At 64.3% G+C, this 23,550-nt stretch carries 18 protein-coding genes and 1 tRNA gene; 9 read left to right on the forward strand and 10 right to left on the reverse strand.

The annotated features are described in order from the left end of the window. Nucleotides 1–6: 6 nt before the first annotated feature. The 9 genes from BRO63_RS02520 to BRO63_RS02560 all read right to left on the reverse strand — a co-directional run bounded on the left by BRO63_RS02520 (nucleotide 7) and on the right by BRO63_RS02560 (nucleotide 7,826). A complete protein-coding gene (locus BRO63_RS02520; protein ID WP_088138389.1) occupies nucleotides 7–1,008 on the reverse strand; it encodes a Bug family tripartite tricarboxylate transporter substrate binding protein in 1,002 nt (333 codons plus the stop codon). 199 nt (nucleotides 1,009–1,207) lie between these two features. Next, a complete protein-coding gene (locus BRO63_RS02525; RefSeq protein WP_088138390.1) occupies nucleotides 1,208–2,113 on the reverse strand; it encodes a LysR substrate-binding domain-containing protein in 906 nt (301 codons plus the stop codon). Between the two features lie 54 nt (nucleotides 2,114–2,167). Then, nucleotides 2,168–3,001 (reverse strand): amidohydrolase family protein, encoded by an 834-nt coding sequence (locus BRO63_RS02530; RefSeq protein WP_088138391.1) that lies wholly within the window; start codon nucleotides 2,999–3,001, stop codon nucleotides 2,168–2,170. A gap of 49 nt (nucleotides 3,002–3,050) precedes the next feature. Further along, entirely contained in the window at nucleotides 3,051–3,731 is a 681-nt protein-coding gene (locus BRO63_RS02535) for a fumarate hydratase C-terminal domain-containing protein (protein ID WP_088138392.1), read from the reverse strand. Then, entirely contained in the window at nucleotides 3,725–4,660 is a 936-nt protein-coding gene (locus tag BRO63_RS02540) for a fumarate hydratase (protein ID WP_088138393.1), read from the reverse strand. The genes BRO63_RS02535 and BRO63_RS02540 overlap by 7 nt, the downstream gene beginning before the upstream one ends. A 12-nt stretch (nucleotides 4,661–4,672) precedes the next feature. Beyond that, on the reverse strand, nucleotides 4,673–6,412 hold the full coding sequence (locus BRO63_RS02545; protein ID WP_088138394.1) for an L-aspartate oxidase: 1,740 nt from the start codon (nucleotides 6,410–6,412) through the stop codon (nucleotides 4,673–4,675). A gap of 1 nt (nucleotide 6,413) precedes the next feature. Further along, nucleotides 6,414–6,758, reverse strand: a complete 345-nt coding sequence (locus tag BRO63_RS02550) for a succinate dehydrogenase (protein WP_088138395.1) — start codon at nucleotides 6,756–6,758, stop codon at nucleotides 6,414–6,416. Further along, nucleotides 6,755–7,090, reverse strand: coding sequence for a succinate dehydrogenase (locus BRO63_RS02555; RefSeq protein ID WP_088138396.1), 336 nt, complete (start codon nucleotides 7,088–7,090; stop codon nucleotides 6,755–6,757). Before BRO63_RS02555 ends, BRO63_RS02550 begins: the two co-directional genes overlap by 4 nt. 1 nt (nucleotide 7,091) lies before the next feature. Beyond that, nucleotides 7,092–7,826 (reverse strand): succinate dehydrogenase/fumarate reductase iron-sulfur subunit, encoded by a 735-nt coding sequence (locus BRO63_RS02560; RefSeq protein WP_088138397.1) that lies wholly within the window; start codon nucleotides 7,824–7,826, stop codon nucleotides 7,092–7,094. 334 nt (nucleotides 7,827–8,160) lie between these two features. On the opposite strand from BRO63_RS02560, the gene BRO63_RS02565 reads away from it, so the two are divergent. Next, nucleotides 8,161–8,236, forward strand: a tRNA-Gly gene (locus BRO63_RS02565). 83 nt (nucleotides 8,237–8,319) lie between these two features. Continuing rightward, nucleotides 8,320–8,934, forward strand: a complete 615-nt coding sequence (locus tag BRO63_RS02570; RefSeq protein WP_088138398.1) for a hypothetical protein — start codon at nucleotides 8,320–8,322, stop codon at nucleotides 8,932–8,934. A gap of 172 nt (nucleotides 8,935–9,106) precedes the next feature. On the opposite strand, the gene BRO63_RS02575 is transcribed toward BRO63_RS02570, so the two are convergent. Continuing rightward, nucleotides 9,107–12,103 (reverse strand): autotransporter family protein, encoded by a 2,997-nt coding sequence (locus BRO63_RS02575; RefSeq protein WP_088138399.1) that lies wholly within the window; start codon nucleotides 12,101–12,103, stop codon nucleotides 9,107–9,109. Between the two features lie 492 nt (nucleotides 12,104–12,595). On the opposite strand from BRO63_RS02575, the gene BRO63_RS02580 reads away from it, so the two are divergent. From BRO63_RS02580 to BRO63_RS02610, 7 genes are all read left to right on the forward strand, one after another. Further along, nucleotides 12,596–15,394, forward strand: a complete 2,799-nt coding sequence (locus tag BRO63_RS02580) for an ATP-binding protein (protein WP_256943228.1) — start codon at nucleotides 12,596–12,598, stop codon at nucleotides 15,392–15,394. A gap of 5 nt (nucleotides 15,395–15,399) precedes the next feature. Continuing rightward, nucleotides 15,400–16,632: an EAL domain-containing response regulator gene (locus BRO63_RS02585; protein ID WP_088138400.1), complete on the forward strand. Its 1,233-nt coding sequence runs from the start codon at nucleotides 15,400–15,402 to the stop codon at nucleotides 16,630–16,632. Further along, nucleotides 16,559–18,799, forward strand: a complete 2,241-nt coding sequence (locus BRO63_RS02590; RefSeq protein WP_088138401.1) for a hybrid sensor histidine kinase/response regulator — start codon at nucleotides 16,559–16,561, stop codon at nucleotides 18,797–18,799. The genes BRO63_RS02585 and BRO63_RS02590 overlap by 74 nt, the downstream gene beginning before the upstream one ends. A 297-nt stretch (nucleotides 18,800–19,096) precedes the next feature. Beyond that, nucleotides 19,097–19,789 carry a hypothetical protein gene (locus tag BRO63_RS02595; RefSeq protein WP_143219437.1) on the forward strand — a complete coding sequence of 231 codons (693 nt, stop codon included), beginning with the start codon at nucleotides 19,097–19,099 and terminating at the stop codon, nucleotides 19,787–19,789. A 172-nt stretch (nucleotides 19,790–19,961) separates the two neighbouring features. Then, entirely contained in the window at nucleotides 19,962–20,489 is a 528-nt protein-coding gene (locus BRO63_RS02600; RefSeq protein ID WP_088138403.1) for a fimbrial assembly protein, read from the forward strand. Nucleotides 20,490–20,558: 69 nt separating this feature from the next. Continuing rightward, a complete protein-coding gene (locus BRO63_RS02605; RefSeq protein WP_373557760.1) occupies nucleotides 20,559–22,820 on the forward strand; it encodes a TcfC E-set like domain-containing protein in 2,262 nt (753 codons plus the stop codon). Nucleotides 22,821–22,844: 24 nt separating this feature from the next. After that, on the forward strand, nucleotides 22,845–23,534 hold the full coding sequence (locus tag BRO63_RS02610; protein ID WP_088138404.1) for a pilus assembly protein: 690 nt from the start codon (nucleotides 22,845–22,847) through the stop codon (nucleotides 23,532–23,534). The last annotated feature ends 16 nt before the right edge of the window (nucleotides 23,535–23,550 follow it).

Raw genomic sequence — 23,550 nt, forward strand, 5'->3', positions numbered from 1 at the left:
GTCGACTCAGCTCGCGGTGATCTTCTTCTTTTCCACCAGCGCCTTCCATTTGGCCGACTCCCGGGCGATCTCTTCCTTGAGCGCGGCAGCGGGCACGATGGTCGCCGACATGCCCTGGTCCGCCAGGTAGCGCTGCATGTTGGGTTGTTCAACCGCCTTTCTCGCGTCGGCCAGCAGCCGGTCGACCGAGGCCTGGGGCGTACCCGCCGGCGCCAGCAAGGCGAACCAGCCCGTGAACTCGAACCCCGGCACGCCGTCCTCGGCCGTGGTCGGCACGTCCGGCAGCAACGCGGAACGTTCCTTGCCCGTCACCGACAGCGCCCGCAGGCGCCCACCCTTGAGCAACGGCACGATGGCGTTGATGTTGCCCACGGCGACTTCGATCACACCCGCCATGAGATCGGTGTAGGCCGGGCCTTCGCCCTTGTACGGGACGTGCATGAGTTCGATCCCGGCCGCGTCGCTGAAAGCTTCGCCCGCCATGTGCGTCTGGCTGCCCACGCCCGCCGACGAGAAGCTGAGCTTGCCCGGCCTGGCGCGGGCGTACTCGATCAGTTCGCGCGTGTTCTTGACCGGCAGGCTGGCATTGACCGTGATGACCATGGGTCCGTTGGCCACCTTGCCGACGGGGCTGAAGTCAGCCAGCGAATAAGGCAGTTTGCTGTAGATGAACTGGTTGACCGTGAACATGCTGCCCGATGCGAGCAACAGCGTATAGCCATCCGCCGGCGCGCTGGCGACGGCCTGCGCGCCCACGCTGCCGCCGGCGCCCGCGCGGTTCTCGACGATCACGCTCTGCTTCAGGCCCTTGCCCAATTCGGCCGCCAACGCGCGGCCCAGCAGATCGGTGGCCCCGCCCGCCGAAAACGGGACGATCATGCGTATGACTTTGTCCGCCGGCCAGTCGGCCCGCGCAGGCAAGGCGATAAATGGCGCGAGCGCCAGGCCACAGCCCAGCGTCTTGACGACGCGGCGACGCGCATTATTGGGGTGAGTGTCGTTCTTCATGGATTTGTCTCCTTCAGTTCGCGGGACGGCGAAGCCCGCCGGCTTTCGGCCGGCAGACGATCCGCCAGGCAGCAACTGTCCCTCGGGCCGATAGGCTCGATTTTTTAGGGATGTCGCGGTGTTTTTCTGCGGACTACGAGGCTGCTGAACTTCTGAACTGCTGGACTGCTTGACTACTGATCTGTCAGACCCAGGACCACTACAGGTGGGAACCGGCCTGCTCCGCGCCGTCGCGCTGGCCGGCGCAGACTGACTTCAAGGCATCGAGCAACAACTGCGTAAGATGGGCCCGCGGGTTCTCCTTCGGCGCCAGGATGCCCAGGCGGCGCGTGACCGTGGGCGAGCCGAACGGAATGACGCGGATGCCCGGCGGAAATTCGTTCCTGCCGCGGCAGGCGGGCACCACCGAAGCGCCCAGGCCATTGGCCACCATGGCGATCACGCCCTCCAGGTTGTCGATCTCCATGGTCGAACGCACGGTGATGCGCCTGCGCACCATCTCTTCCTGCACCAGATGTCCCACGCGCGCCGAACGATTGAAGCGGACATAAGGGTTCTGCTCCAGGATCTCCTGGTCGCTGGCGCCCTTGACCGAACGGTGCGCAATGACGACCAGCTGTTCTTCGACGAACGGCAGGAAATCCAGGCCCGAGCGCGGCGCATCGGGTTCGGTCACGATCGCCACGTCCAGCTGGCGGTGATAGATGGCGCGCTCCAGGTCATGCGTAAGCCCCGTGGTGACGTGGACCTCCAGGCCATGGCCCTGCTTCTGCAGGTGGCGCAGCGCCAGCGGCAGCACGCCCGACACACAGGTATGGACGCTGCCGAGCCTGAGCAGTCCCGACGAGGTGCCTTTCTTCAGGGCCGCGCTCATGCTCTCCCAGTGCGCGATCAGGTCGCGCGCCCGGTGCACCAGCGCCAGACCCGTGTCCGTGAGGATAGGCGGACGCCGGCTGCGGTCGAAGATCGTGATGCCCAGCTCGTCCTCGAGCGCGCGGACCTGCATGCTCACCGCCGACAGCGACAGGCCGATGGTATTGCCGGCCTCGGCGAAGCTGCCGTGGTCTGCAATCGCGATCAGCGTATAGAGCGTCCTGATGTCCATGCAAGAAAGATTCCTGGTGAAAGGCAGCATTGCGGAAAGGAGGAGTATGCCGCGCTAGATGCCAAGCAGCCGCCGCGCATTGCCTCCCATGACCTTGCCGAGATTATCTTTCCGGATCGGCAAGGTCTCGAACCACTCTTTGTACCCCTGCACCGGGCAGAACGGGAATGAGCTGGCGTAAAGCAACCTGTCCGAGAGAAAGCCGTCGGCCGCCTTCACGTATTCCTCCCAGCCCGGCATGCGGGAAAAGTACATATCGGGCGACAGCCACAGGTTCTGGCGGCGGAAGGCCAGGTGCAGGATCTCGTTGACCCAAGGCCACCCGCCATGGGCGACCACCACGTTCAGGCCAGGAAAGTCCGCCAGCACCCGGTCGGTCCGTATCGGATCGGAGTAACTCAGGTCCGGACCCGCCGTGCCCCCGACCATCATGATCACCGGCACGCCCAGATCCTCGCAGTGGGCGTAGATCGGATAGAGGCGCCTGTCGTCCGCGTACATGGGAACCGGATAGGAACCCGGCTCGATATTGATCAGCTTGAAACCTTCCTCGACCGCCTGGCTGATGGTCTGGCACGCGCGGCGCCGGTCGGTGGGGTCGATGGAGGCGGCGCCGATGAATCGGTCCGGATGGTCGGCCACGATGCCGCGCACGTCCTCGTTGGACACGCTGCCCAGCACGCCGGCCAGGCGGCCCACGACCACGCCGCGGTCTATCCGCGCGGCATCCATTTCTTTCAGCAGCAGCGGCATCGATTGCTGCTGCGCCGCCGCCGAGGGCTCGAAGCCCACCGTCCGCGTAAAGCCATCGCGGCGTTCTCCCGCCGAGTACATCAGCGTGTCCAGGAAGCCGCCTACCGGCGGCCGCAGCCTAAAGTCGATGATCATTGCAGTCTCTCTGTCAGGTATGGGGTTGCCGCAAGCCGCGCTGCCGCGCCTACATCACTTCGTCCTTGCGGTCGTCCGTCTCGCCGTAGCGGTGCAAGGCGGGCGGTTTCAGCCCGGCATAGAGCTTCTCGATGCCCGCGTTGATGGTCTCGGCATGCTGGGCGAAGAGCGAATTTCCTTCGAGGTCGCTTTCGACGATGAAGGGCCCGAAATTCTCGACCTCAAACAGCCACATGGCCTGCGCGATGCCCAGTTCATCCAGCCAATGCACCTCGCGCACGCGCTTGATGCCCCGGCCCAGCAAGGCACCTGTGCCATAGCCCACGGTCGTCAGGTAGATCGCGCCGCCGGGCGCCAGCACCTGCTTGTAGTCGTCGGCGGGCATGCCGCCCTTGCCGATCAGGATGCGACAGCCGGTCTCATCCAGCCAGCGCGGTATCCATTTGGAAAACCGGAACGACGCCGTGGCGGTGACCGCGCCCACGTTGTAGCCGCCGCGGCCGTCCGGCGCCGCGGCCGGGGAACAATGAAAGTTGACGTTGCTGATGGCGCGCAGGTCCACCGGCAGCGGCAGGCCCTGGTCCAGCACTTTCTTGTAGACGCCTTCGCGGGCCGTGTAGACCACGCCGTTCAGATACACGGCCGAGCCGAGTTCCAGCCTGGCGATATCTTCCCGCCTGGCGGGCAGGTCCAGATGAAAGACCTTGATGTCGTCGTCGTTGCTTACCATTCGACCGTCTCCCGGCGCATGTAGGGCGTGAACCATTGGGGATCGGTGCGATACTCGATCTCCCCGTTGGCATGGATCCGCGCGGTGGCGCGGCGCGAAGACAGGCAAAAGGTATGCAGGCTGATGGGCATGCCTCCCGTGTGGGTGTAGCCGCACTCGATATGGCAGTCCACCACCATGCCGGAGCCGACGAAACCCATGGCGCCCATGCCGATGGAATTGCCCAGCTGCATCAGCTCCAGTTCTAGTTCCGCCACCTTGGGGTCGGGATTGCGGTCCCCTACCGTGCGCAGACAGGCGGCCTGCTTGCCCAGCTGCATGCAGGTGTCCTTGGATCCGCCCAGCCCGATGCCGACGATGGCCGGCTGACAGGCCAGCCCGCGCTTGCCAAAGGCGATCAGCGTGTCCAGCACGAAGCGCTTGATGCCGTCTATGCCGTCGCCAGGAAACAGCATGCGGTAGTCGGTGCCGAACAGCCCTCCCTTGTGCACGGTGGTGATGTCTATCCAGTCGCTGTCCGGCTCGAACGACCATTCGACCTCTGGCGCGTTGATGCCGACATTGTTGTTGTGGTCGGTGCGCCAGAGCGGATGCACGCGGTTGGGCCGCAGCGGTACGCTGACCGTCGCCTCGGCCGTGGCATGGCGCAACGCGCGCTCCACGGCGACGAAGCCACTGTCGACGGAAGCGTTGTTGCCCACCTTGACGTAGTAGCGCGGCAGGCCGGTGTCGGCGCACATGGGACGCCGGTCCTGGTCGGCAGCCTCCCAGTTGTCCACCATAGCGTGGATGACGAAGCGCGGCAGCTTGCCGGTTTCCTTTTTCTGCAGCTCCTGGATGCCGCGCTTGTAGTCGGCCGGGATCTCGATGGCCGCGCGGCGCATGATCTCCAGCGCCGCCTCTTCAACTTTCTGGACAGGGATGCTCATGGTTGGAGTGCCTCAACTCTGGGGGATGCCCGCCTCGCCCTCGATGAGCGATTCGCCGGGTTTTACGATGTCGAAGGAAACCGGAACCATCTCCAGCGCCACCTCGCCGTCCTGGGCGCTCACGCGCGTGTAGCAGCTGGTGTGCAGGTCGCCGGCCTCGGGGAAATCCTCGCGGTAGTGCGCGCCGCGGCTGTTCTCGCGCGCCAGCGCCGAGACCGTAATGACCTTGGAAATGTCGACCAGGCTTTCCAGGTTGAGCCAGTCGTGCCAGGTCAGGTTGTAGCGGCGGTCGCCGTCCGCCACACCTATGTCGCGCAAGGCGGCGCGGTGGCCGGCAATGGCGTCCAGGCCGTGCGCCATGGCCTCTTGGCGGCGCAGCACGCCTACGTCGTCCCACATGGTTTGCGAGAGCGCGTCGCGCAGCTCGTGGATGCGGCCCGCGGGCCGGGAAAACGGGAACTCGGCGCGTTCGATGCCGCGCGCGATGACGCGCTGATCCGGATCGCGCCACTGGCTGGACTTGGCGACATAGGCTGCCATCGCATCGCCCGCGATGCCGCCGAACACCGTGGAATTGGCCACGCCATTGCCGCCCAGACGGTTGGCGCCGTGCACGCCGCCGCAGTCCTCGCCGGCCGCATACAGGCCCGGCGACGCCGTCGAGCCGTCCACGTTGAACTCGACCCCGCCCATCAGGTAGTGCGCAGTCGGCACCACCTCCACCTTGCCGCCTGCCAGGTCGAAGCCGCAATCCTTGCAGCGGTTGACCATGCCGGGAAACGTCTTGGCCACCTTGTCCGGGCCCAGATGGCTCATCTGGATGTAGACCCCGCCCATCGGACCCGTGCGTCCTGCGCGCATTTCGGCGTAAATGCCGCGGCTGACCACGTCGCGCGTGGCGCGTTCGCCGCGCTTGTCGTAATTGGCCATGAAGCGCTCGCCCTCGCCGTTGAGCAGATAGCCGCCCGCTCCGCGCAGCCCCTCCTCCAGCACCGTGCCGGTCATGCGCGTGTCTGGCCCGCCGAGCAGGCCCGTGGGGTGAAACTGCACCATCTCCATGTCCCGCAGCTTCAAGCCGTAGCGCAGCGCCATGGCCAGGCCGTCGCAGGTCTTGTCGCCCGAAGGCGTGTGGTAGCGGTACATGGTCGGGCCCGCCCCCGTTGCCAGCAGCACGGCCTTGGCCTGGACGTAGCGGTACAGGCCTGTGCGCATGTCGATGAACAGCACGCCCGAGATGCCGGAGCCATCGGCGGCGGGAATCAGCTCGATGGCGCGATGCTCTTCCAGTTCGTCCACGTCCAGCGCCCGCACCTGCTCCATGAGGCGGTTGATGATCTCGATGCCCGTCAGGTCGGCCTTGTGTACCGTGCGGTCGAAGCTCTGGCCGGCAAATGCCTTGGAATGCAGGGTGCCGTCGGGATTGCGGTCGAAGAAGCAGCCGATCTCGTTTTCCAGCTCGCGCACGCGCTCGACCGCGCCTTCGACCAGCCGCCACGCCAAGTCCTGGCGCGGCAGCCATTTGCCGCCCTCGATGGTGTCCATGAAGTGGCGCTCCACCGAGTCGCCTGCGGCCAGCGCGACGTTGTAGCCGCCCTGGACCATGCGGGTACAGCCGCACTTGCCCAGCAGGCCCTTCACCGTCACCGTCACGCGCAGCGACGGATTCGCCTTCTTGGCGTGCAGCGCCGCGAACAGGCCCGCACCGCCGGTGCCCAGCACCAGAATGTCCGTCTTGTAATTCTCGATCCGCATCTCAGATCACTCCCGCGATGAAAACCAGGCCCGTCGCCATGGAGACCGCAAAGCCCCACCCGATCCAGGCGACGCGCGCCTCGCGCGGCGAATTCCACGGCAACAGCTCCAGCGCCAGCAGGCGCAGCCCGAAGAACATGTGCAGCGTCAGCAGCAGCACCAGCCCCCACTCGCCGACCTTCATCGCCGGCATGTCGGCGAGCTTCAGGAATCCGTCCAGCCGCGCCTCGTCCAGCGCCATCGCCAGCACATAGAAATGGACGGGCAGGAACAGGGCCAGCGCCAGGCCCGAGATGCGGTGTCCCAGGAAGGCCCAGTACGCCTGATGGTTGCGCGCCGATTTCATGGCATCAGCCCTCCCACCGCCGCGACGGCGCGCACGCCCAGGAGGAGCAGGCCCACGCCGAACACCAGCCCGACGGCGGACGCGGCGCCGCGCCCAAGCCGCAGCCACTCGATCAGGATGTTGCGCAGGCCGATCGGCACGTGGACCGCCACGCTCAGCACGAACAGGCCGTAGAAGATGATCCAGAACCAGTTGTCCTGGGTGCGCGCGAGGATCTCGCCCGCGGTCAGGCCGCCGCGCACGGCATAGATCACCAGGCCCACATGTACCAGGACAAAGGGCGCCATCACCATCGCCGTCAGGCGCTGGAGCGCGAAAAGACGAGCTTCCATGTCAGCCCCCCTTGAGCAGGCTGAAGATGGCGCTGCGCTTCAATCCCGCAATGCTGCCGGTGGGGCTGAGGCTTACCGGACAGTGCTTCATGCAGCTGCCCTGGGTGTGGCAGGAATTGCAGCCGCTGCCGGAAGTGGCCTTGCGCAGCACGTCCTTGGGGTCGGCGTGCCGTTCGTCGTTGTACAGCGTCCACGCCCGGTTCAGGGCGGCCGGGCCAAGATAATCCTTGTCCCAGGACACCACGTCACAGGCCGCATAGCAGACGCCGCAATTGATGCATTCGATGGCCGCGTCGGCCTGCTTGCGCTTCTTGCTCTGCGGCGACACCAGCGCCGGCGGATCGTTGCGCGTGGCCGTGCCGACGAAGGTGTTCCCAGCGCGCGCCCACTTCTGGAAGAACTCACTCATGTCGACGACGAGGTCCTTGATCCGCGGCATATTGCGCATTGGCTCGATCACGATCACACCGCCCTCCTCGACGCGGCTCACGTGCGTGCGGCAGGTCCAGCGCGGCTTGCCATTGACCGTCATGGCACAGGATCCGCAGACGCCGACGCGACAGGCGTATCGATACGAGAGGCTCGGTTCCTGCGTGCGCTGCACTTCGGTCACCACATCCAGAACCGTCTGGTTCTCCCGCCATGGGACCGAGTAAGTGGAATAGCTTCCGTCTTCGGTTCCCCGCGAGATGCGGACCGTGAGTTGTCGCTGATTCGTGGAGTTCTTGGTATCCATTTTTCCGCCCTCGGACGACAGGCTGCGCCCATGAACAGAATTCTGAATCTCGCGTCTTGTTGAAGCAATATGGATTTGGTTGATATTTTTTGAAGTTATTTTCGACCCGTCCAGAGGCGCGTCGGACCATCCGGCGCATGCCGCGCCGCCACATCTTCAATGGATGGCGATCACTGGACGCAGCCAGACCGCCGTCAGCCTGGAATCGAGGCAGGACGGCGAGCCCCTCGGGGCTCCCTCAAGCGCCTTTTGAAAAATTAGGTATACTTCCGCCTCGTTTGCTGGAACCGCCCCCGGATCGCAATGATCGCGGATGGCGCAAGGCAAGGGAAATGCGGGAGTAGCTCAGTTGGTAGAGCGCAACCTTGCCAAGGTTGAGGTCGCGAGTTCGAGACTCGTCTCCCGCTCCAGATTCGAAAAAGACCCAGACTTCGGTTTGGGCTTTTTTTTGTGCGCCGGTTTGTGCCGCTTGGAAAATGAAGGAACACGGGCAATGGATATTGCATTATTCCTGCTGGTGCTTTTCGCGACATGGCAGGTGCTGCGCGTGCGCTACCAGCGCGCCCGCATTGCGTTGCTGGGGCGTCATCTGGGCGGTTTGCAGCTTGAGCGCCACATGGAAACACTGACGCAAGGCTACACCCGCGCCATCCGCGAAGACACCGAAAACCGCCAGCTACAGGTGCTGGAAACCTTCGCCCAGACCGAACGCGCCGTAGCGGCACAAGTGCAGTCGCTGGCCGATGCCATGCAAAAGGAAAGTCCACAGGCTACCCGCGTGTCCACGCTCTCGTTCTGCGTGCCATACATCGAGCGCTTTCTTCCTGCGATGACACGGGATTTTCGTGAGCTGCTGCACATCCATGCACTCGGCTTGCGCCATGTCGTGGACAACGAAGGCCACTGGGACGCAAGAGAGCGCGCGTACCACCTCTCGGCGGAGTTGTATCTGCTGCAGCACAGTTGCCATTGGTTCTGCAAATCCCGCGCCGTGGCCGATGCACGGCTGATGCTGCGGCATCAGGTCAATCACCAGAAAGTCCTGGATTCCGTGTCTGCTGTTACCCGCTCGGCCTATCTGCGCTGGCAGGGGGACGATAAACACTAAGACCAGCGGCGCCTCGTCCGTTCTGGCCCCGCTCAGCGGGCATGCTTGAACAAGTCCTTGAAAAAGGGGCGAATCTTTCGATTCGCCCCTTTTCATTTGTTCTCGATTCCAGCCCGGCGCTGGCGCAGCAAGCGTCATGACCGCGACGCTTGCTGCGCCTGTCGGCGCCTGATCAGAAGCGCACGGCCAGCTTGAGCACGCCCGACTGCTGCCGGTTGCCGCCGCCGAACTGCGCATCATAGGCGATGCCAGCCGTCGTGTTGCGCGTGATGGCCATCTCGGCGCCCAGGCCCAACACGGCCGCATCGCGTGCGATCGGCACGCCCGTCACCGAGAACGTGCTGCCGCCTTCGAAAGCCAGCTGCTGCTTGGGCTTGACATCACCCATGGCATGGCGCCAGCCCAGCGACGCGGTCAGGCGGCCGGGCGCGCTGTCGGAACCGAACTCCCAGGCGCCTCGCAGACCCAGCGTGGTGCTGGTCACGTCATCGGAATTGCTGGACCCGCGCAGGGCCGCCGAGCCGCCCGATTCCTCGAAGCCGCGCGTGCGCAACTGGTTCCACGCCAGGCCCGCAAAGGGTTCGATGGTGTAGGCATCGCCCAGCGGCAGGTTGTAGCCGAGTTCGGTGAACACCTGCGTCGACGACGCGTGATAGGACGACTCGAGCCGCTGGTTCAGGCTGCCCGCCGCCACATCGCGTTTGGCGTCGATGTCATGCCAGGTATAGGCCGCGCCGGCCATGAAGCGGACGTGGCCAGGACCGGCCTGGAAATTCCGGCCGCCGAACAGGGTCGCCGTGTAGCTGTCGACATTGGTGCGCGAGGACACATCGTCGATCGAGTTGTGGCTGCCGATGTAGCCGACCGCGCCGCCCAGGCGCCAGCCGCCGCCCACCGCGCCATCGCCGCCGACGAAAAGGCCGCCCGACGATTGGCTCACGCTGGACGCGTTGCCATCGCCGCCGAACTTGCTCCAGTTGCCGAACGCTTGCGCCCAGACCGGCGACGCGCCGCTTTGCGGCATGGCGGCGGCCGACGGCGAGCCCAGCTGGGCCGTGGGCCGTCCGGCCAGCACCGGCGCGTCGAGGTTGCCGCGCAGGTGGGACAGCGGCAGCGTGCGCACGGTATCGCCCTGGCTCAACAGCACGCTGGCGGTGCTTGCGTACGCTTCGCCCGACAGCATCCTCAGAGCCGAACGCGCTTCGTTCGGGGTCATGGCGAGCACGGCGGTCGCAACCTGGCTGGCGCCGGTGGTCTTGCCCGCGGCGATGCCACTATCGACCAGGGAAGATCCGCTGCCGGTCGACGGCGATTCATTGCCGGCGGTGGACGAGCCGTTGCCGGTCGAGGACGAACCGTTATCCGTCGACGTCGAGCCGTTGCCCGTCGACGTGGAACCGTTGCCGGCCGAGGACGAACCGTTGCCCGTCGACGTGGAACCGTTACCAGCCGAGGACGAACCGTTGCCCGTCGATGTGGAACCGTTACCGGCCGAGGACGAACCGTTGCCCGTCGACGTGGAACCGTTACCACCCGAGGACGAGCCATTGCCCGTCGCCGGCGGCTCCTCCTTGTCCAGCGCGCCGCCCACGTTGCTCTCGTTACCCGAGCCGCCGATGCTGCCGATCGGCACGTCGTTGCGCGTCAGGGTCATGTACGCATTCTTCGGGTCGTAGCTGAGCGTGGGCGTCAGGAACGCGTATCCGCTCGAGGCGCCGGTGAACTGGCCCTGGATGCCGCCGTCCGCGGTCAGGATGTTGTAGGTCGTGCGCGGCGCATAGTTGCCGTCGGGACCCACGTGCGCCACGGTGCCGTCGAGGTAGGCGACGCCGGTGACATGGATGCGGTCGCTGAGGCTGCTGCCCGGATCGGCATGCACGCGGTAGATGGTGTTCTGGCCAAAGGTCAGGTTGCCGTTGACGGTGAGCGTGCCCATGGGCGTGCCGTCATTGCCGGGAGAGATGACCGCGGTGGGATAGAGGTTGGTGGTGCCCACCTGGCCCACGCCCGCCAGCACGACTTCGCGGCCGATGTCCATCGGGCCGTTCAGCTTGCCGTCGATCTCCAGGGCGCCGTCGGCAATCAGGATGGGACCCGTGAGGCCGCTGCTGTCGGCGGTCAGGATCACCGATCCCGGGCCGGTCTTGACGAAACCCTGCGTGCCTTGCAGCGGGTTGTCGATGGTGTCGACGAATTGGCCCGAAGCATAGGTGCCGTCGCCGACCACGATCGCGGGCGGGTTGCCGCCGCTGCCGACCAGGGTGATGGGAGCGCCTTGCAGGCGATAACGGTCGGTGGCGAACTGGATGCCGGACACGCGCACCGGACCGGCGCCGCCGTCCACGTTCACCGTGCCCGCCGCGCCCGTGAAAATGGCGTAGCCGCCATCAGGCAGAGCGCCCGTGGCATTGCTCGGGCTGTTCCAGTTCGCGCTGGCCGCGCTCCAGGTGCCGTTGCCGCCGCCCGAACGGGTCGCGGATGCCGCGCCGTTGCCGTTCCACAGGTTGGTGGTGCTCGGCCCCAGGATGAGATTGATCTGCTTGTCGCCGGTCAGGTTCTGGATGGTCGCGGCGGGCGCGGAATCGCCCGAGACCGAACCCAGCGTCAGGCCGTTGCCGCTCAGGTTGCCGCCGTAGGACAGGATCCGGTAGTAGCCGGCATTGACGCCCAGGGTGTTGACCGTAACGTTCAGCGTGGTGTTGTTGATGGCGGCGTTGCCGCGCACGGTGATGTTGTCGCCGGTGCCCGGCTGCGTAATGGGCAGCCCCGCATAACCCGTCTCGAAATTGAATACGGCGTTGTTCATCGACAGATTGCCGTTGACAACCAGATTGCCGTTGGAGACCCCCGTCGGCGTGCCGACTTCATACCCGGGCGCCACGCGCGCGCCCGACACGTTGAGATCGCCATTGATCGCGCCAAACCCCGCGACCGTGCCGTTCGAGTTCGCATTGACATTGCCGCCCAGCGTGACGCCCGAGCCGCCGCCGTTGCCGCCGATCACCAGCGTGCCGCCGTTGACATCCACCCCGCCCGGGAAATTGGCCGAGCCGTCGAGCACCTGCGTGTTGCCCGACGTAACCGTCAGGTCCGCAGCCATGACGCCACCGCAGTAGGACGCGCTCAGCGCGAGCGTCGCCGTCAGCCATTTCTTCGTGTCGTGTATCAACGTAAATCCTCCATATGTCGATTAATAAATTTGATATCCAAGGCATTACCGGATCGCTATAAAAGTATTATTAAGTAACCGGGTAACCCTAATGGCCGAAACAAGTTTTCTCGAAAAAAGGAGGCAATTTATACCCCTTTTCTTTCAATATCGAAAATTAATGAATAGATACCATCTTTATTATTTAAATCAGTGACTTGGATACCATCCAAACAACCAAAATCGCATTAATGGATACCATCCAAAGCTAAAACTAATTACAAAGGACAATATCTAAATTATTTATTTTCCAATAATGGATACCATCCAATGCCATGCGGCACGGGTTTTACAGCCCGATTTTCGATGCGATCGAGAAACAATTTGACATGGCACGGATGAAGACGCGGCGCAGCTGACCGCCTTGCTTCCAGAATTTTCTTATCCGTGCAGACCGGCCCGGCCCATACCATTCCTTGCATGATGGCCGCCCCCAGCCTCCCCGACGGATACATGCCGGCAACCGCCAGGTTGCCGATGATCCTGCTGCACCTGCTCGCGCTGGCGTTGCTGGCATGCATACTGGTCGGGACGATGCTGTCCATGTATTGGTCGTTCAGCGACGAGGTCTCCAGCTACCGCCGCCGCATGAACGCCGCCGCCGACCGGGCGCAGATATTCTTCGACCAGCGCGAAGCGCTGCTCCGTTCCGTCGCCGGTTCCTCGGTGCGCAACACCGACCGCATGCCTGCCCGGCACACACCCAGGACATTCGGCCAGACAGGGCAAATCAGCGTGATCCCGCTGACAGACGACGCGGATGCCTACGAATGGGCCTTGATCCTCACCCGCCGCAACCGGGCGGACCTGGCCACGGCCAATGCGCGCATCGTCTACACCACGCTGGCCGAACCTGGCGCCACGCGTCTGGCGTTGGACGACACGCGGCATGGCGGCCACGCCATCTCCCCGGAAACTGAAAAGTGGCTCTACGAAACCCTGGCCGCGCACCACGCCACGCCGGATCCGGACGACGGCCGCGCGCCTGTCGTCTGGATCCGCCCCCTGCTGGACTCCACCGATCATCTATTTCTCTATACGCCTCTGGACACCACGGGACGCGAGCAGACCTGGGTGGGGCTCGAGGTCGACGACATCGCCTCTGTCATCGCGGCGGAACACCCTACCGACGGCGCAAGCTATGCGCTTTACGACAGCGACAGCCGGGTGGCCTTGCACGGCGGACCATCGCCATCCGCGACGGACTCGATATCGGCAAGGCTGAGCCGCGACTCCTTCGGCTTCCAGGGCAGAAGCTGGCTTCCCCACAGCCTCGCACTGAGCAAGGCCGTAGGCGAAGCCGGCTGGCGGCTGGTCTACTACGTGCCGACGCAGGATGTGTTGCGCCACGGCGCGTCCGCCTTCTGGGCCGTGGGCGCCGTCGCCGCCTGCCTGAGCACGGTGGTCCTGCTGGGCGTGCGCCACATCCGGGAAAAGCTGGTCTCTCCCGCCATCCGGTATCAGACGGCCCTCATCGATAGCCTGGCCTTGAACCGGAAGATCATCGAAGTCGCGCCGATCGGGCTCAGCCTGGTGCGTCCCGCCGACGGCACCCAAGTCATCTCGAACGAGGCGGCCCGGCATCTGCTGGACGCGCACGACAGCTGGCGCGAAGACACTCGGGCCGCGGTCAATCAGGCTGGCCAGCATGAGTATCAACTGGGCGACGGCCGCACCGTGTGCCTGACATACGCCGCCACCAGCTACCAATCCGAGAACGTGGTGATATGCGCCATCAGCGACATTTCCGCCCAGAAGGAAGTCGAGCGCACCTTGCGCAACGCCAAGCAGGCCGCCGACCAGGCGAACGACGCCAAGACCTTGTTTTTCGCCACGATCAGCCACGAGATCCGCACCCCCCTGTACGGCATACTCGGCACGCTGGAACTGCTCGCGCTCACGCCCATGACGAGCCAGCAGCAGCAATACCTGCACACCATGCAGCAATCGTCCTCGACCTTGCTGCGCACCATCAACGACACACTGGACCTGTCCCGCATGGAGGCCGGCCGCGAGGACCTGATCCTGTCGGCGTTCTCCCCCGCGGAGATGGTCGAAGGGGTGGTGGCCAACTACGCCGCACGCGCCCAAGGCAAGGGGCTGCAGATCTATTCCATTTCCGGCGTCGGCATGCCGGCGATGGTGACGGGAGACCTGACCCGGTTACAGCAGATCCTCAACAACCTGGTGAGCAACTCGGTCAAGTTCACCGAGGCCGGCCGGGTCGTGCTGCGCGCCACCGCGAGCGCCGTCGAGGCGGATAAGGTCACGATGCGATTCCAGGTCACGGATACCGGCGTGGGCATACGCGCGGAATCGCAAGCCCAGTTGTTTGAACCCTACTTCCGGGCGCATCCCGGCCTGGAGCAGGACGTGACCGGCACCGGTCTGGGCCTGGCCATCAGCCGGCGCCTGGTCGACTTGATGGGCGGCAGCCTGTCCGTGGTCAGCGAGGTCGGCCTGGGCACCAGCATCACCTTCACCCTCACGCTGGACGTGACCGAGATGGAGCCGGCATCTCCCATACTGCTGCGGCGCAGCGCCGTCTACGTCAGCGGCGCCGTTCCGGAAGTCGTGGCGAACGCATGCGCGTGGCTGAATAAATGGGGGGCAATCGCCATACCGTATCGAGCGCAGGCCCCCATGCAGGATGCCGGCAACGCGGTCCTGCTGCAGACCTGGCCTCCTGGGCAACCCGAACCATTCTGGACCAGAAGCAAGGTACGCGTGCTCGCGCCGGGCGCGGATCAAGCGTCGATCGCATCCCGCGGCAGCCGCCTCGGCATCACGAGCCTGGGCAATCCATTCAGCATCGGCATCGCGGTGGGAATGGCCCAACAGGGCCACGAACCGCCTTTGCTCCCCCCTCCCAGCGCGCAACGCGTGTCGCTGGGACAACGCATCCTGGTCGTCGAGGACAACGCGATCAACCAGGTCATCCTGCAGGAGCAGCTCGAGCACCTGGGATGCTCGGCCACCATCGTCTTCAATGGCCGCGAGGCCTTGCAGCGATGGGACCCCGACAAATACGACGCCGTCATCACGGACATCAACATGCCCATCCTGGACGGCTACGACCTGACACGGGCCCTGCGCGAACTCGGCTACCGGGGAACCATACTGGGCGTAACCGCCAGCGCGGCGCCCGAAACCATCACCAAAGGGCTGGAAGCCGGCATGAACCAGGTGCTGCTGAAGCCCCTGCCCATACTGGCCCTGACCGCAACCCTGCACGCATACATAGAAGGCTGAGAAAAATGCTGTCCAAACTTAAAGTACTGGTGCTGGACGACCACGCCTACCAGTGCATCCTGCTGAAGGACATGCTCGAAGAAGCGGGCTTCAGGCATGTCGATACGACGCTGGACGCGCACGAGGCCTTGGAGCGGATACGGAAGGAAGGCCATCAACTGGTGCTGATGGACGTGGACATGCCCGGCATGGACGGCGCGCAATTCATCCATGAGCTCGCCTGTCGCGATCTCAACCCGATACTGGCGATCATCACGGGATGTTCGCGCCGCATGGGCAACAGCATCGGTCTCATGGCTAAAGAGCGCGGATTCGCCGTGCTGGGAACCTTCATCAAACCCGTTTCCACGGAACAGATCGGCAGTCTGGCGGTGAGCCTGCAGAGAAAGCCGCCTGCCCCGCCAAGCGAGCACCCCGGTTCCTGCGTCGACGACGTCCGTCCGCTGCTGGACCGGCGCATGGTTGAAACCGCCCTGCGCGATGGCAGCATCCAGGCCTGGTTCCAGCCGAAGAAATCGCTCGCCTCCGGCAACATCGTGGGCGCCGAGGCTCTGGTCCGCTGGCAGCACAAGGAGCTTGGCCTGATGCTGCCGTCCTGGTTCCTCAAGTCGTTGCGGGCCTACAACCTGGACCACGAGCTACTGCTGCGCATGCTGGACGACGGGCTGAAGGCGTATTCCATCTGGCGCGGCCAGGGACACCGCATTCCCATCTCGGTCAATCTTTCCGCCAGCCTGCTGGATCTTCCGCAACTTCCGGACGAACTCCATGCCATGGTCGCCAAGCTAGACATTCCCGCCTCGGACGTAACTTTCGAGCTGCTTGAAGACGCGATGCCGACGCTCGCGGGCCAGTTCCACATGGGGGCAAGCCGCCTGCGCCTGAAGGGATTTGGCCTGTCGCAAGACGACTTCGGCAAAGGCTACAGCTCGATGTACAGCCTTATCTCCACGCCCTTCACCGAGGTGAAGATCGACCGGGCATTCGTCAACGGCGCCGCGGCCAACGAGGTGCTGGCGGCCGCCCTGGTGGCCTCGATCCAGCTGGGGCGGCAACTGGGCCTGCAAGTGACGGCAGAAGGCGTGGAAACGCTGGAAGACCTGCAATTGCTTAGGCGGATCGGATGCGATGTCGCTCAGGGATTTCTGATTTCCGCGGCCGTCAATGTCGCGACCTTCTGCGAGCTGCTGGCCTACGAGCCCAACTCATACTTCACCCCTTTGTCCCCGCCCCACTAGGGCCCGGTCCGCCGACATATTTCTGACCCTGGATATGCCGCTGAATAAGAAAAACCGCGGCCTGCGCCGCCTGAATATCGCATTCCTCTGCGCCCTCCCCCTAGCCCTGCTCTGCGCCGCCGCGCTCTACTGCGCGCACCAACAAGTCCTGCGGCGGCACGCGCATCTGCTAAATCTCGACTTTCCGACGCTCCTGCGCGCCAATGCCTGGCTATTCGCCTGCGCCTCGCTGCTACTGATCGCCGCACTCTACGCCGGCGCCGTGCTCTGGTTGTGGTGCCGCCGCCGCATCGTCCAGCCGGCGCATGCGGCCAGGCGGGCGCTCGCTGAATGCGAGGCGCTCGGCCGGACCATGCTCGTCACCGTTCCCTGCGCGCTGTGCGCGCTCTCGCGCGCCAACGGCCGGCTGGTCTTCAGCAACGCCTTGGCATTGCAATGGCTGGGAGCTGGCGCTGGCCAGGCGCTGCCGGACACGCCCGACGTCAGACGTCTGTTGCGGCAAGCCCTGGATGCGGAGGAACCCGGCAGCATCGAGGCCTTCAATGCCCATGGCGGCCGCGTGCTGACGGTGGCCTACGCGCCCACGCGATACCGCAGACAGGATGTGGTGCTGTGCGCCTTCGCCGACATTAGCGCGCGCGCCGAGATGGAGCACCTTCTAGGCCTTGCCAAGGCACAGGCCGACAAGGTCTATGAGTCCGGGGCCGGCATCCTGTCCGGCATCACGCGCGAGATCCGCTCGCCTCTGTACGGGATGCTGGGCACCCTCGAAGTGCTGGGGATGACGGCGCTGAGCCAAGAGCAGAGGCAGCAAGTCGACCGCGTCCAGAGCGCCTCCCTCGTTCTGCAGCAGGTCACCGGCGACCTGCTCGACATCGCCAGGATCGAGTCTGGTCAGTTCGCCCTGGAAGCCAGCGCCTTCGACCCGCGCGAGCTGGTCCAAGGCGCCGTGGCCGCCCATGCCCCGGTGGCCGAACAGAAGGGGCTGATCATCCATGGCAGTCTGGACGCCTCGGTGCCGGATTGCGTCCGCGGCGACGCCGGTCGCATCCGGCAGATCCTGGGCCATCTGCTGAGCAATGCCATCAAGTTCACGGAATCCGGCCAGGTCGTCGTCAGGCTGCGCGCCCAGGCGATGCCGGACGCCAGGCTGCGTCTCGACCTGCAGGTCACCGATAGCGGCATCGGCATCGCCGCAGCCGAACAAGCCAGGCTGTTCGAGCCATTCCACCGAGCCGCAGCCGGTATGCAGGCGGCGCGCGGCGCGGGCCTGGGTCTGGGCTTGTTCCTGTGCGCCCGCCTGGCGGCGCTCATGGGGACCCGCGTCCAGGTCATAAGCGAACCAGGGCTGGGCAGCAGCTTCTCCGTTTCCTTCATGCTGGACCAGGCGCAGGCGCCCTGCGGCCCGGCCCCGCAACTGCAGGGCCCGCATGCCCACGATCTCCTGAACCTGCGGATCCTCGTCGTCGAGGGCAACTTGATCAACCAGGCCACGCTGCACGATCAGCTCATGCACCTGGGTTGCCGCCCCACGTTCGCGTCGGACGGGGCCGAAGGACTGGCATTGTGGAACATACAGCCTTTCGACCTGGTCATGGCGGATACCGACCTGCCCGGCATGAATGGCTATGCGCTTGCCAGGGCCCTGCGCGCCCAGGGCACCACAGCGCCCGTCATTGCCCTGGTCACAAGCGCGAGCAGGGCAGAAGAGCAGCGCTGTTCGGCGGCCGGCATGGACGGCTGGCTCGCCAAGCCGATAGGCTTGCGCGAGCTCAGGCAAAGACTCCAGGCATATGTCACCGCTCCCCCCCATGCGCAAGGCCTCGCGGGCGCAGCGCCGCGGACTGCCCCTGCCGCGCCACGGATTGGCGCGGCAGGGGTTCCCGCCAAATACAAAGCCGTCTTTCTCGAAACCATGGACCGGGATATCGTCCGGCTGGAAGCCTCGATGCGCAGCGGTGACGCCGCGGATGTCCGCGCCTTGCTGCACCGGATACGCGGGGGCCTGGCCGCCGTGCACATGATCCCTCTATTGGGCCAGGCCGACGACCTGGCGGCCTTGCAGCGCAAGCAAGGCCTGAGCGGCTCAATGCCTCGGCAGATCGCCGCCTTCATCGAGCAGCTGCGCGGCAAGATGCGCGAAATCGCGTCAGAAAAAACCGGCTGAATTTGCGGCGCCTCAATTCTGCGCCAACCGCAGGCCTGAATGCGGTTCGGTGGGAGGCAATTGAGAAAATTCCCATAGTTCATGCATCCAGTGATTTCTAGAATCACAATTTGAAAAAGGATGCATGCCCCGCGCGCAAGCGCAGTCGCCATCCTGGCCGACAACGCGCAGGCATGCGCCAAAAAAATGGAATCTCTCACCAGCGGCGGCGTTTGCCCTCGCCCCGCAAATCCGGCATCAACGGAAGCTGGCTATCAGCCCGTCTTTTCCGCCGATGGCCGGGTATGCGAATACGCCTTGCCCGACCTGTACCCGGGCCACGCCCCCCTGCAGGACGGCATCCATCCGGCCACGCATGAACTGTACGACGCGCTGCATCTCTTCGGGCAGGGAAATCAGGGCATTCCACTGTCCTTCAACTACGCGCCCAATGCCGCGGGCGTGTCGTGGTCGGCGCACAGCCTGTGCGCCGAACTGAACCTGTCGCTGGATCGGAACCGCTTGCATCTGCAGCCCGGCGGAACCGATGGCGGTACAACCGGACCGAGCTATCCGGCTGCGCTGGTCACGCTGAACATCCCCATGACGTGGGACCTGCTGCCGGATGCCGAACTCTTCCGGAACCGGCACGACTTCAGTACCGGCCTGAGAGTCAGGATCGGCCCGACGCTCGTTGAAGGGCGGCCGGCGCCGCACGGCGTGCTGCGCGTGGCGGGATTGCACATGAAGATCCCCGAGCGGTTCTCGGAACATCCCATGCTGCATGGAAAGTTCTTCTCCCTGCTGCAGCGGGCGCAGGCGTTCAAGCTGCCCGTGCTGGTCATGGACGTCAATGACGCCACCGATTTCCATTGGATGCGGTCTTTCCCGAACCTGATGTTCCAGGGGAATCTGCTGTCGACGCGCATCGGCGCGGACAGCCTGGGCCTGCTGCTGGCGATGGGCGGCGACAAGTGGCGGGACTTCAAGGTGGGGGGGCGTGCGCGATAGCGCCGCGCCTGCGCTGGCATTCTTCGCCATCAGAACAAGAAATTTCTCAGCCCTGGGAGCACGTTGAACCCGGATGATGCATGGGGTCGGACGCACACAAGGCGTCCGCTACACAACCCCGCCTTCACGAACCCCTGAAGGCGTTCATTCAACATCAACTCCAGGTTTTCATATGAAACTGAACAAGATCCTGATCGCGCTGGGATTGGCTGGCGCGTTTGCCGGCACGGCGCTTGCGGCTACCCCTGCGGAGATAAAAAAAAGCGTCACCAAGAGCATCACCCTGACGGCCCAGATCAACGACGCGATTTTCGTGTCCAAGCCCGACGGCTCCACCTGGTACGGCACCGAGGAGCTCGAACCGGCAGACTACAGGCAGCTGACATTCTCCAAGACGCTGCCGATCCGCATATTTTCGAAGGCCGCTGGGATCAACGTCAAGCTCTCCCAACCTCTGAAAATGTCCAACGGACACCTTGAGATGATCAACCCACAGGTGATCTTGACCCACGCCGCAGGCGACCAAATCCTGGCATACGACAAACCCGAAAAGATTACCCAGGTCGTGCAGGGCAACGGCGGCTTTGACGAAATCCACAATCTGGAAATCTCAGTGGACAGCCCCCAGCAAACCAACGGCCAAACCCCCAACGGCAGCTACAGCGGCAATCTGGTCATGGTCTTCGAGCCGGCCCCTTAAGTCTCGCTCGACCATCGTTCTCCAGGGCCCCGTCCGGGGCTCTTCCTTCCCCCTTTTGGACTGCAGGGCATGCGCGCTCATCGGGTTTCCTTTTGCCTTAAAAAAATCCTGCCGTGCGTTCTTGCCGCGTCCTCCACCCAGGCCTTTGCGCAAGTGAAGATTTCCTACGGCATTCCTGAAGGCTTCAGCGCGGTTGAAATGGACAATAGCGCAAGCTACGTCTCCAGTTTCAACGGCAGGACGCTGCCGGGATTGATCGCCTATTCCCTGGAGCAGAACCGACTCGCGTTCGACCCCGTCAAGTACGCGGAAAACGGCGTGACGGTGGAAGAAATAGAAGCCATCCGCCAGGTGGTTTCCACCATCGACTACAAGCAATGCGTCAACGGCTGCGACCTGCGCGTGGCGGAGCACTACGTCACCATCGACAAGATCCGCCGCACATTGCAGATCAGAAGCTCACGCGACGACTACCTGTCTCCCGCGACCACCTGGGGACTGATCAACAATCAGTCGCTGGACCTGCGCGGATCTTCCGACAGCTATCGTGCCATGAACCTCAGCGGCACGACATGGCTGGGTCTGCCACTGCGCAGCTTCGGCTACATGAGCTGGTACGGCAGCCGCAACCGCATGCGCGGCCGCAGCAATAGCGATCAGGGGATCTCCTCTTACTTCCTGCAGAAGAACTTTCACAGCGCCTATGTGCGGGCGGGCAAGCAGAATAGCCTCGATTACGCCTCGGGCTCGGTCAGCACGATGCTGTCGCCCAGCTTCGATCAGTTCGTCACGATCGGCAGCCAGAACCATTTGCGGGCCGACCGCGATACGGGTTCGCTGGTGCTGTATTCCACTGCCGAAGGAAACTACGAGTTCTACCGCAACGGGCGGCTCATCCTGAAGCGGCCCGCCATACTCGGCCGCAATGAGATCAGCTTCATCGACCTGCCTGGCGGCTACTACCCGGTGGAGATCCGGCTGGTGGACCGCAATGGCAATCTGATCAACCGCGAAACTCGCGACATCAACAACCTGAACTTCAACGGCGGCGGCGGCAACTCCTGGCACATGACCGCGGGCAAGGAAATGGGCGCAGGCGGCCAGCTGCTTCAAGCTGCCGTCAGCCGCAACCTGAGCCAGTTCTACCTGAACGCCTCATTCATCAGTGGCGACCAATCCCGCTGGGCGGGTGAACTGAACGTCACGCGGCCCTCCCGCATCGGCACGGCAGACCTCACGCCTACGCTGGGCGTCCTAGGCGGCGAACGCGGCGCGGGCGCTTATTTCAACCTGTCGATGAACGATCCCGTGCTGGGCAGCCTGTCGGCCAGCCGCTATCAGATTTCAGACGTGTCGCGCTTCTATTGGGGCACGCCCAGCACCAGCTTTTCATACAGCAGAAGCGTGGGCGATGTCATGCTGGGCTACAACTACAACAAGCACAGCCGCGGCGAGATACAGCAAGCCGAAGCCCGCTGGCACTACCGCCCCAACGGCCTGTGGTCGACTTTCTCCCTGGGCGTGCAAAAAGGCGGCTACGGCCGTGGCGACGACGGCTACGCCGTGTACTTCAACATGAGCTGGACCTTGGACAAGACGCAAGCCAGCTTCCGTGCGGCCCGTCAGGGCGGCGAGACTCAGCTCAGCGGCGACTATCGCAAGGATTTCCAGGACAGCTACGGCACCTCGGCGGCGGGCGTCACGGTCAACCGGAACAGCACAAGCAACAGCGTCAGTGTTTACGGCAGCCGCTCCGGAACCCGTGGCGATACCTCCCTCAACCTGGGCCACAGCGACTTCAGGAGCAACGCAGATTTCAACTACCGCGGCATGCTGGCGGCCAGCGCCAAGGGCATCGCGGTGGGACGCTACAGCAACAGCGGCAGCGCCATGCTGCTGGACACGCCCGCCATCGACGGCGCCTCCTACGGCTTCAGCGTGGAAGGCCATCCGGTCGGCGGCGGCGGCACCTACGCCGTGCCGCTAGGCCAATACCGCGACGTTCCCTTCGCCCGCGTCCTGAGCAACAGCGAACACATGGACATGAGCATCGAAGTCCCCGCCAACGTTGTGCGCGCCCATCCTGGCCAGGTGTATGCGGCGCAAGCCAAGGTGGCGATCAACATGGTCTACAGCGGCATCCTGACGGACCCGTCCGGCAAACCCCTGGGCGGGATCATCCAGGAAACCGGCGACACGGCGTACCCCAATGGACTGTTCTCCATCGCCAGCAAGACGGTGCTTACCAAGATCACGCTGCGGCAGCCCGGCAGGCACTACACCTGCGACCTCGGCAACACCATCAACGGCAGCTACTACCGCTGCCAATAACCAGATTTCCGAAGAGGAACCACGATGCTACGAAAGACTCTGCTCACGCTGTTCGGTTCGATGCTGCTGGCCGCGCCGCCGCCGCCGGCGCAGGCCGAAGGCGAACTGCTGGTGATGCCAGCCCGGATCAAGGTATTCAACGGCCACGACTACGGCGTCACCGTCAGGAACGTGGGGGACGGACCGCTATACCTGTCGGCCACGCTGCAGAAGGTGATGAATCCCGGCCTCACCCCCGAGGAGCAAATGCCGCTGAGCCAGCTCGAGCATCCAGGTCTGCTCGCCAGTCCGGACAAATTGACGCTGGGGCCTGGCCAGAGCCGCACCATCAGCCTGAAGTCGCTGTCCGTGCCGGCAGCGGAAGAGATGTACCGCCTTTACGTCGTGCCAGCCAGGGCAATGCAGGTCGAAGAGGCGCCCCAGGACAAGATCAGCGCGCCCATGTCCGTTTCCATAGGCTATGGCGTGCTGATCCAGCACATGCCTCCTCCGGGTCTGCAACGGTCGGGCTGGTCGCATCGCTGCGAAAACGCGGGTGTGAGGCTGGAGAATACCGGCAATGTGTCCCTGGTCCTTGCGGATATTGCATCGCCTGACCGCAGGTTGGAGCAGAACCGGGTGGTGTTGTTTCCTGGCGCGTCGCGGCGTTTCGAGGGCAAGAAGCTCACGATGCTGATCGGCGATGCGCCGCAGGGTTTCGATTGCCGCAGATGAGCATGGCGCAATGTAC

The sequence above is a fragment of the Achromobacter xylosoxidans genome, assembly GCF_002192695.1.
GTDB lineage: Bacteria > Pseudomonadota > Gammaproteobacteria > Burkholderiales > Burkholderiaceae_B > Achromobacter > Achromobacter xylosoxidans_C.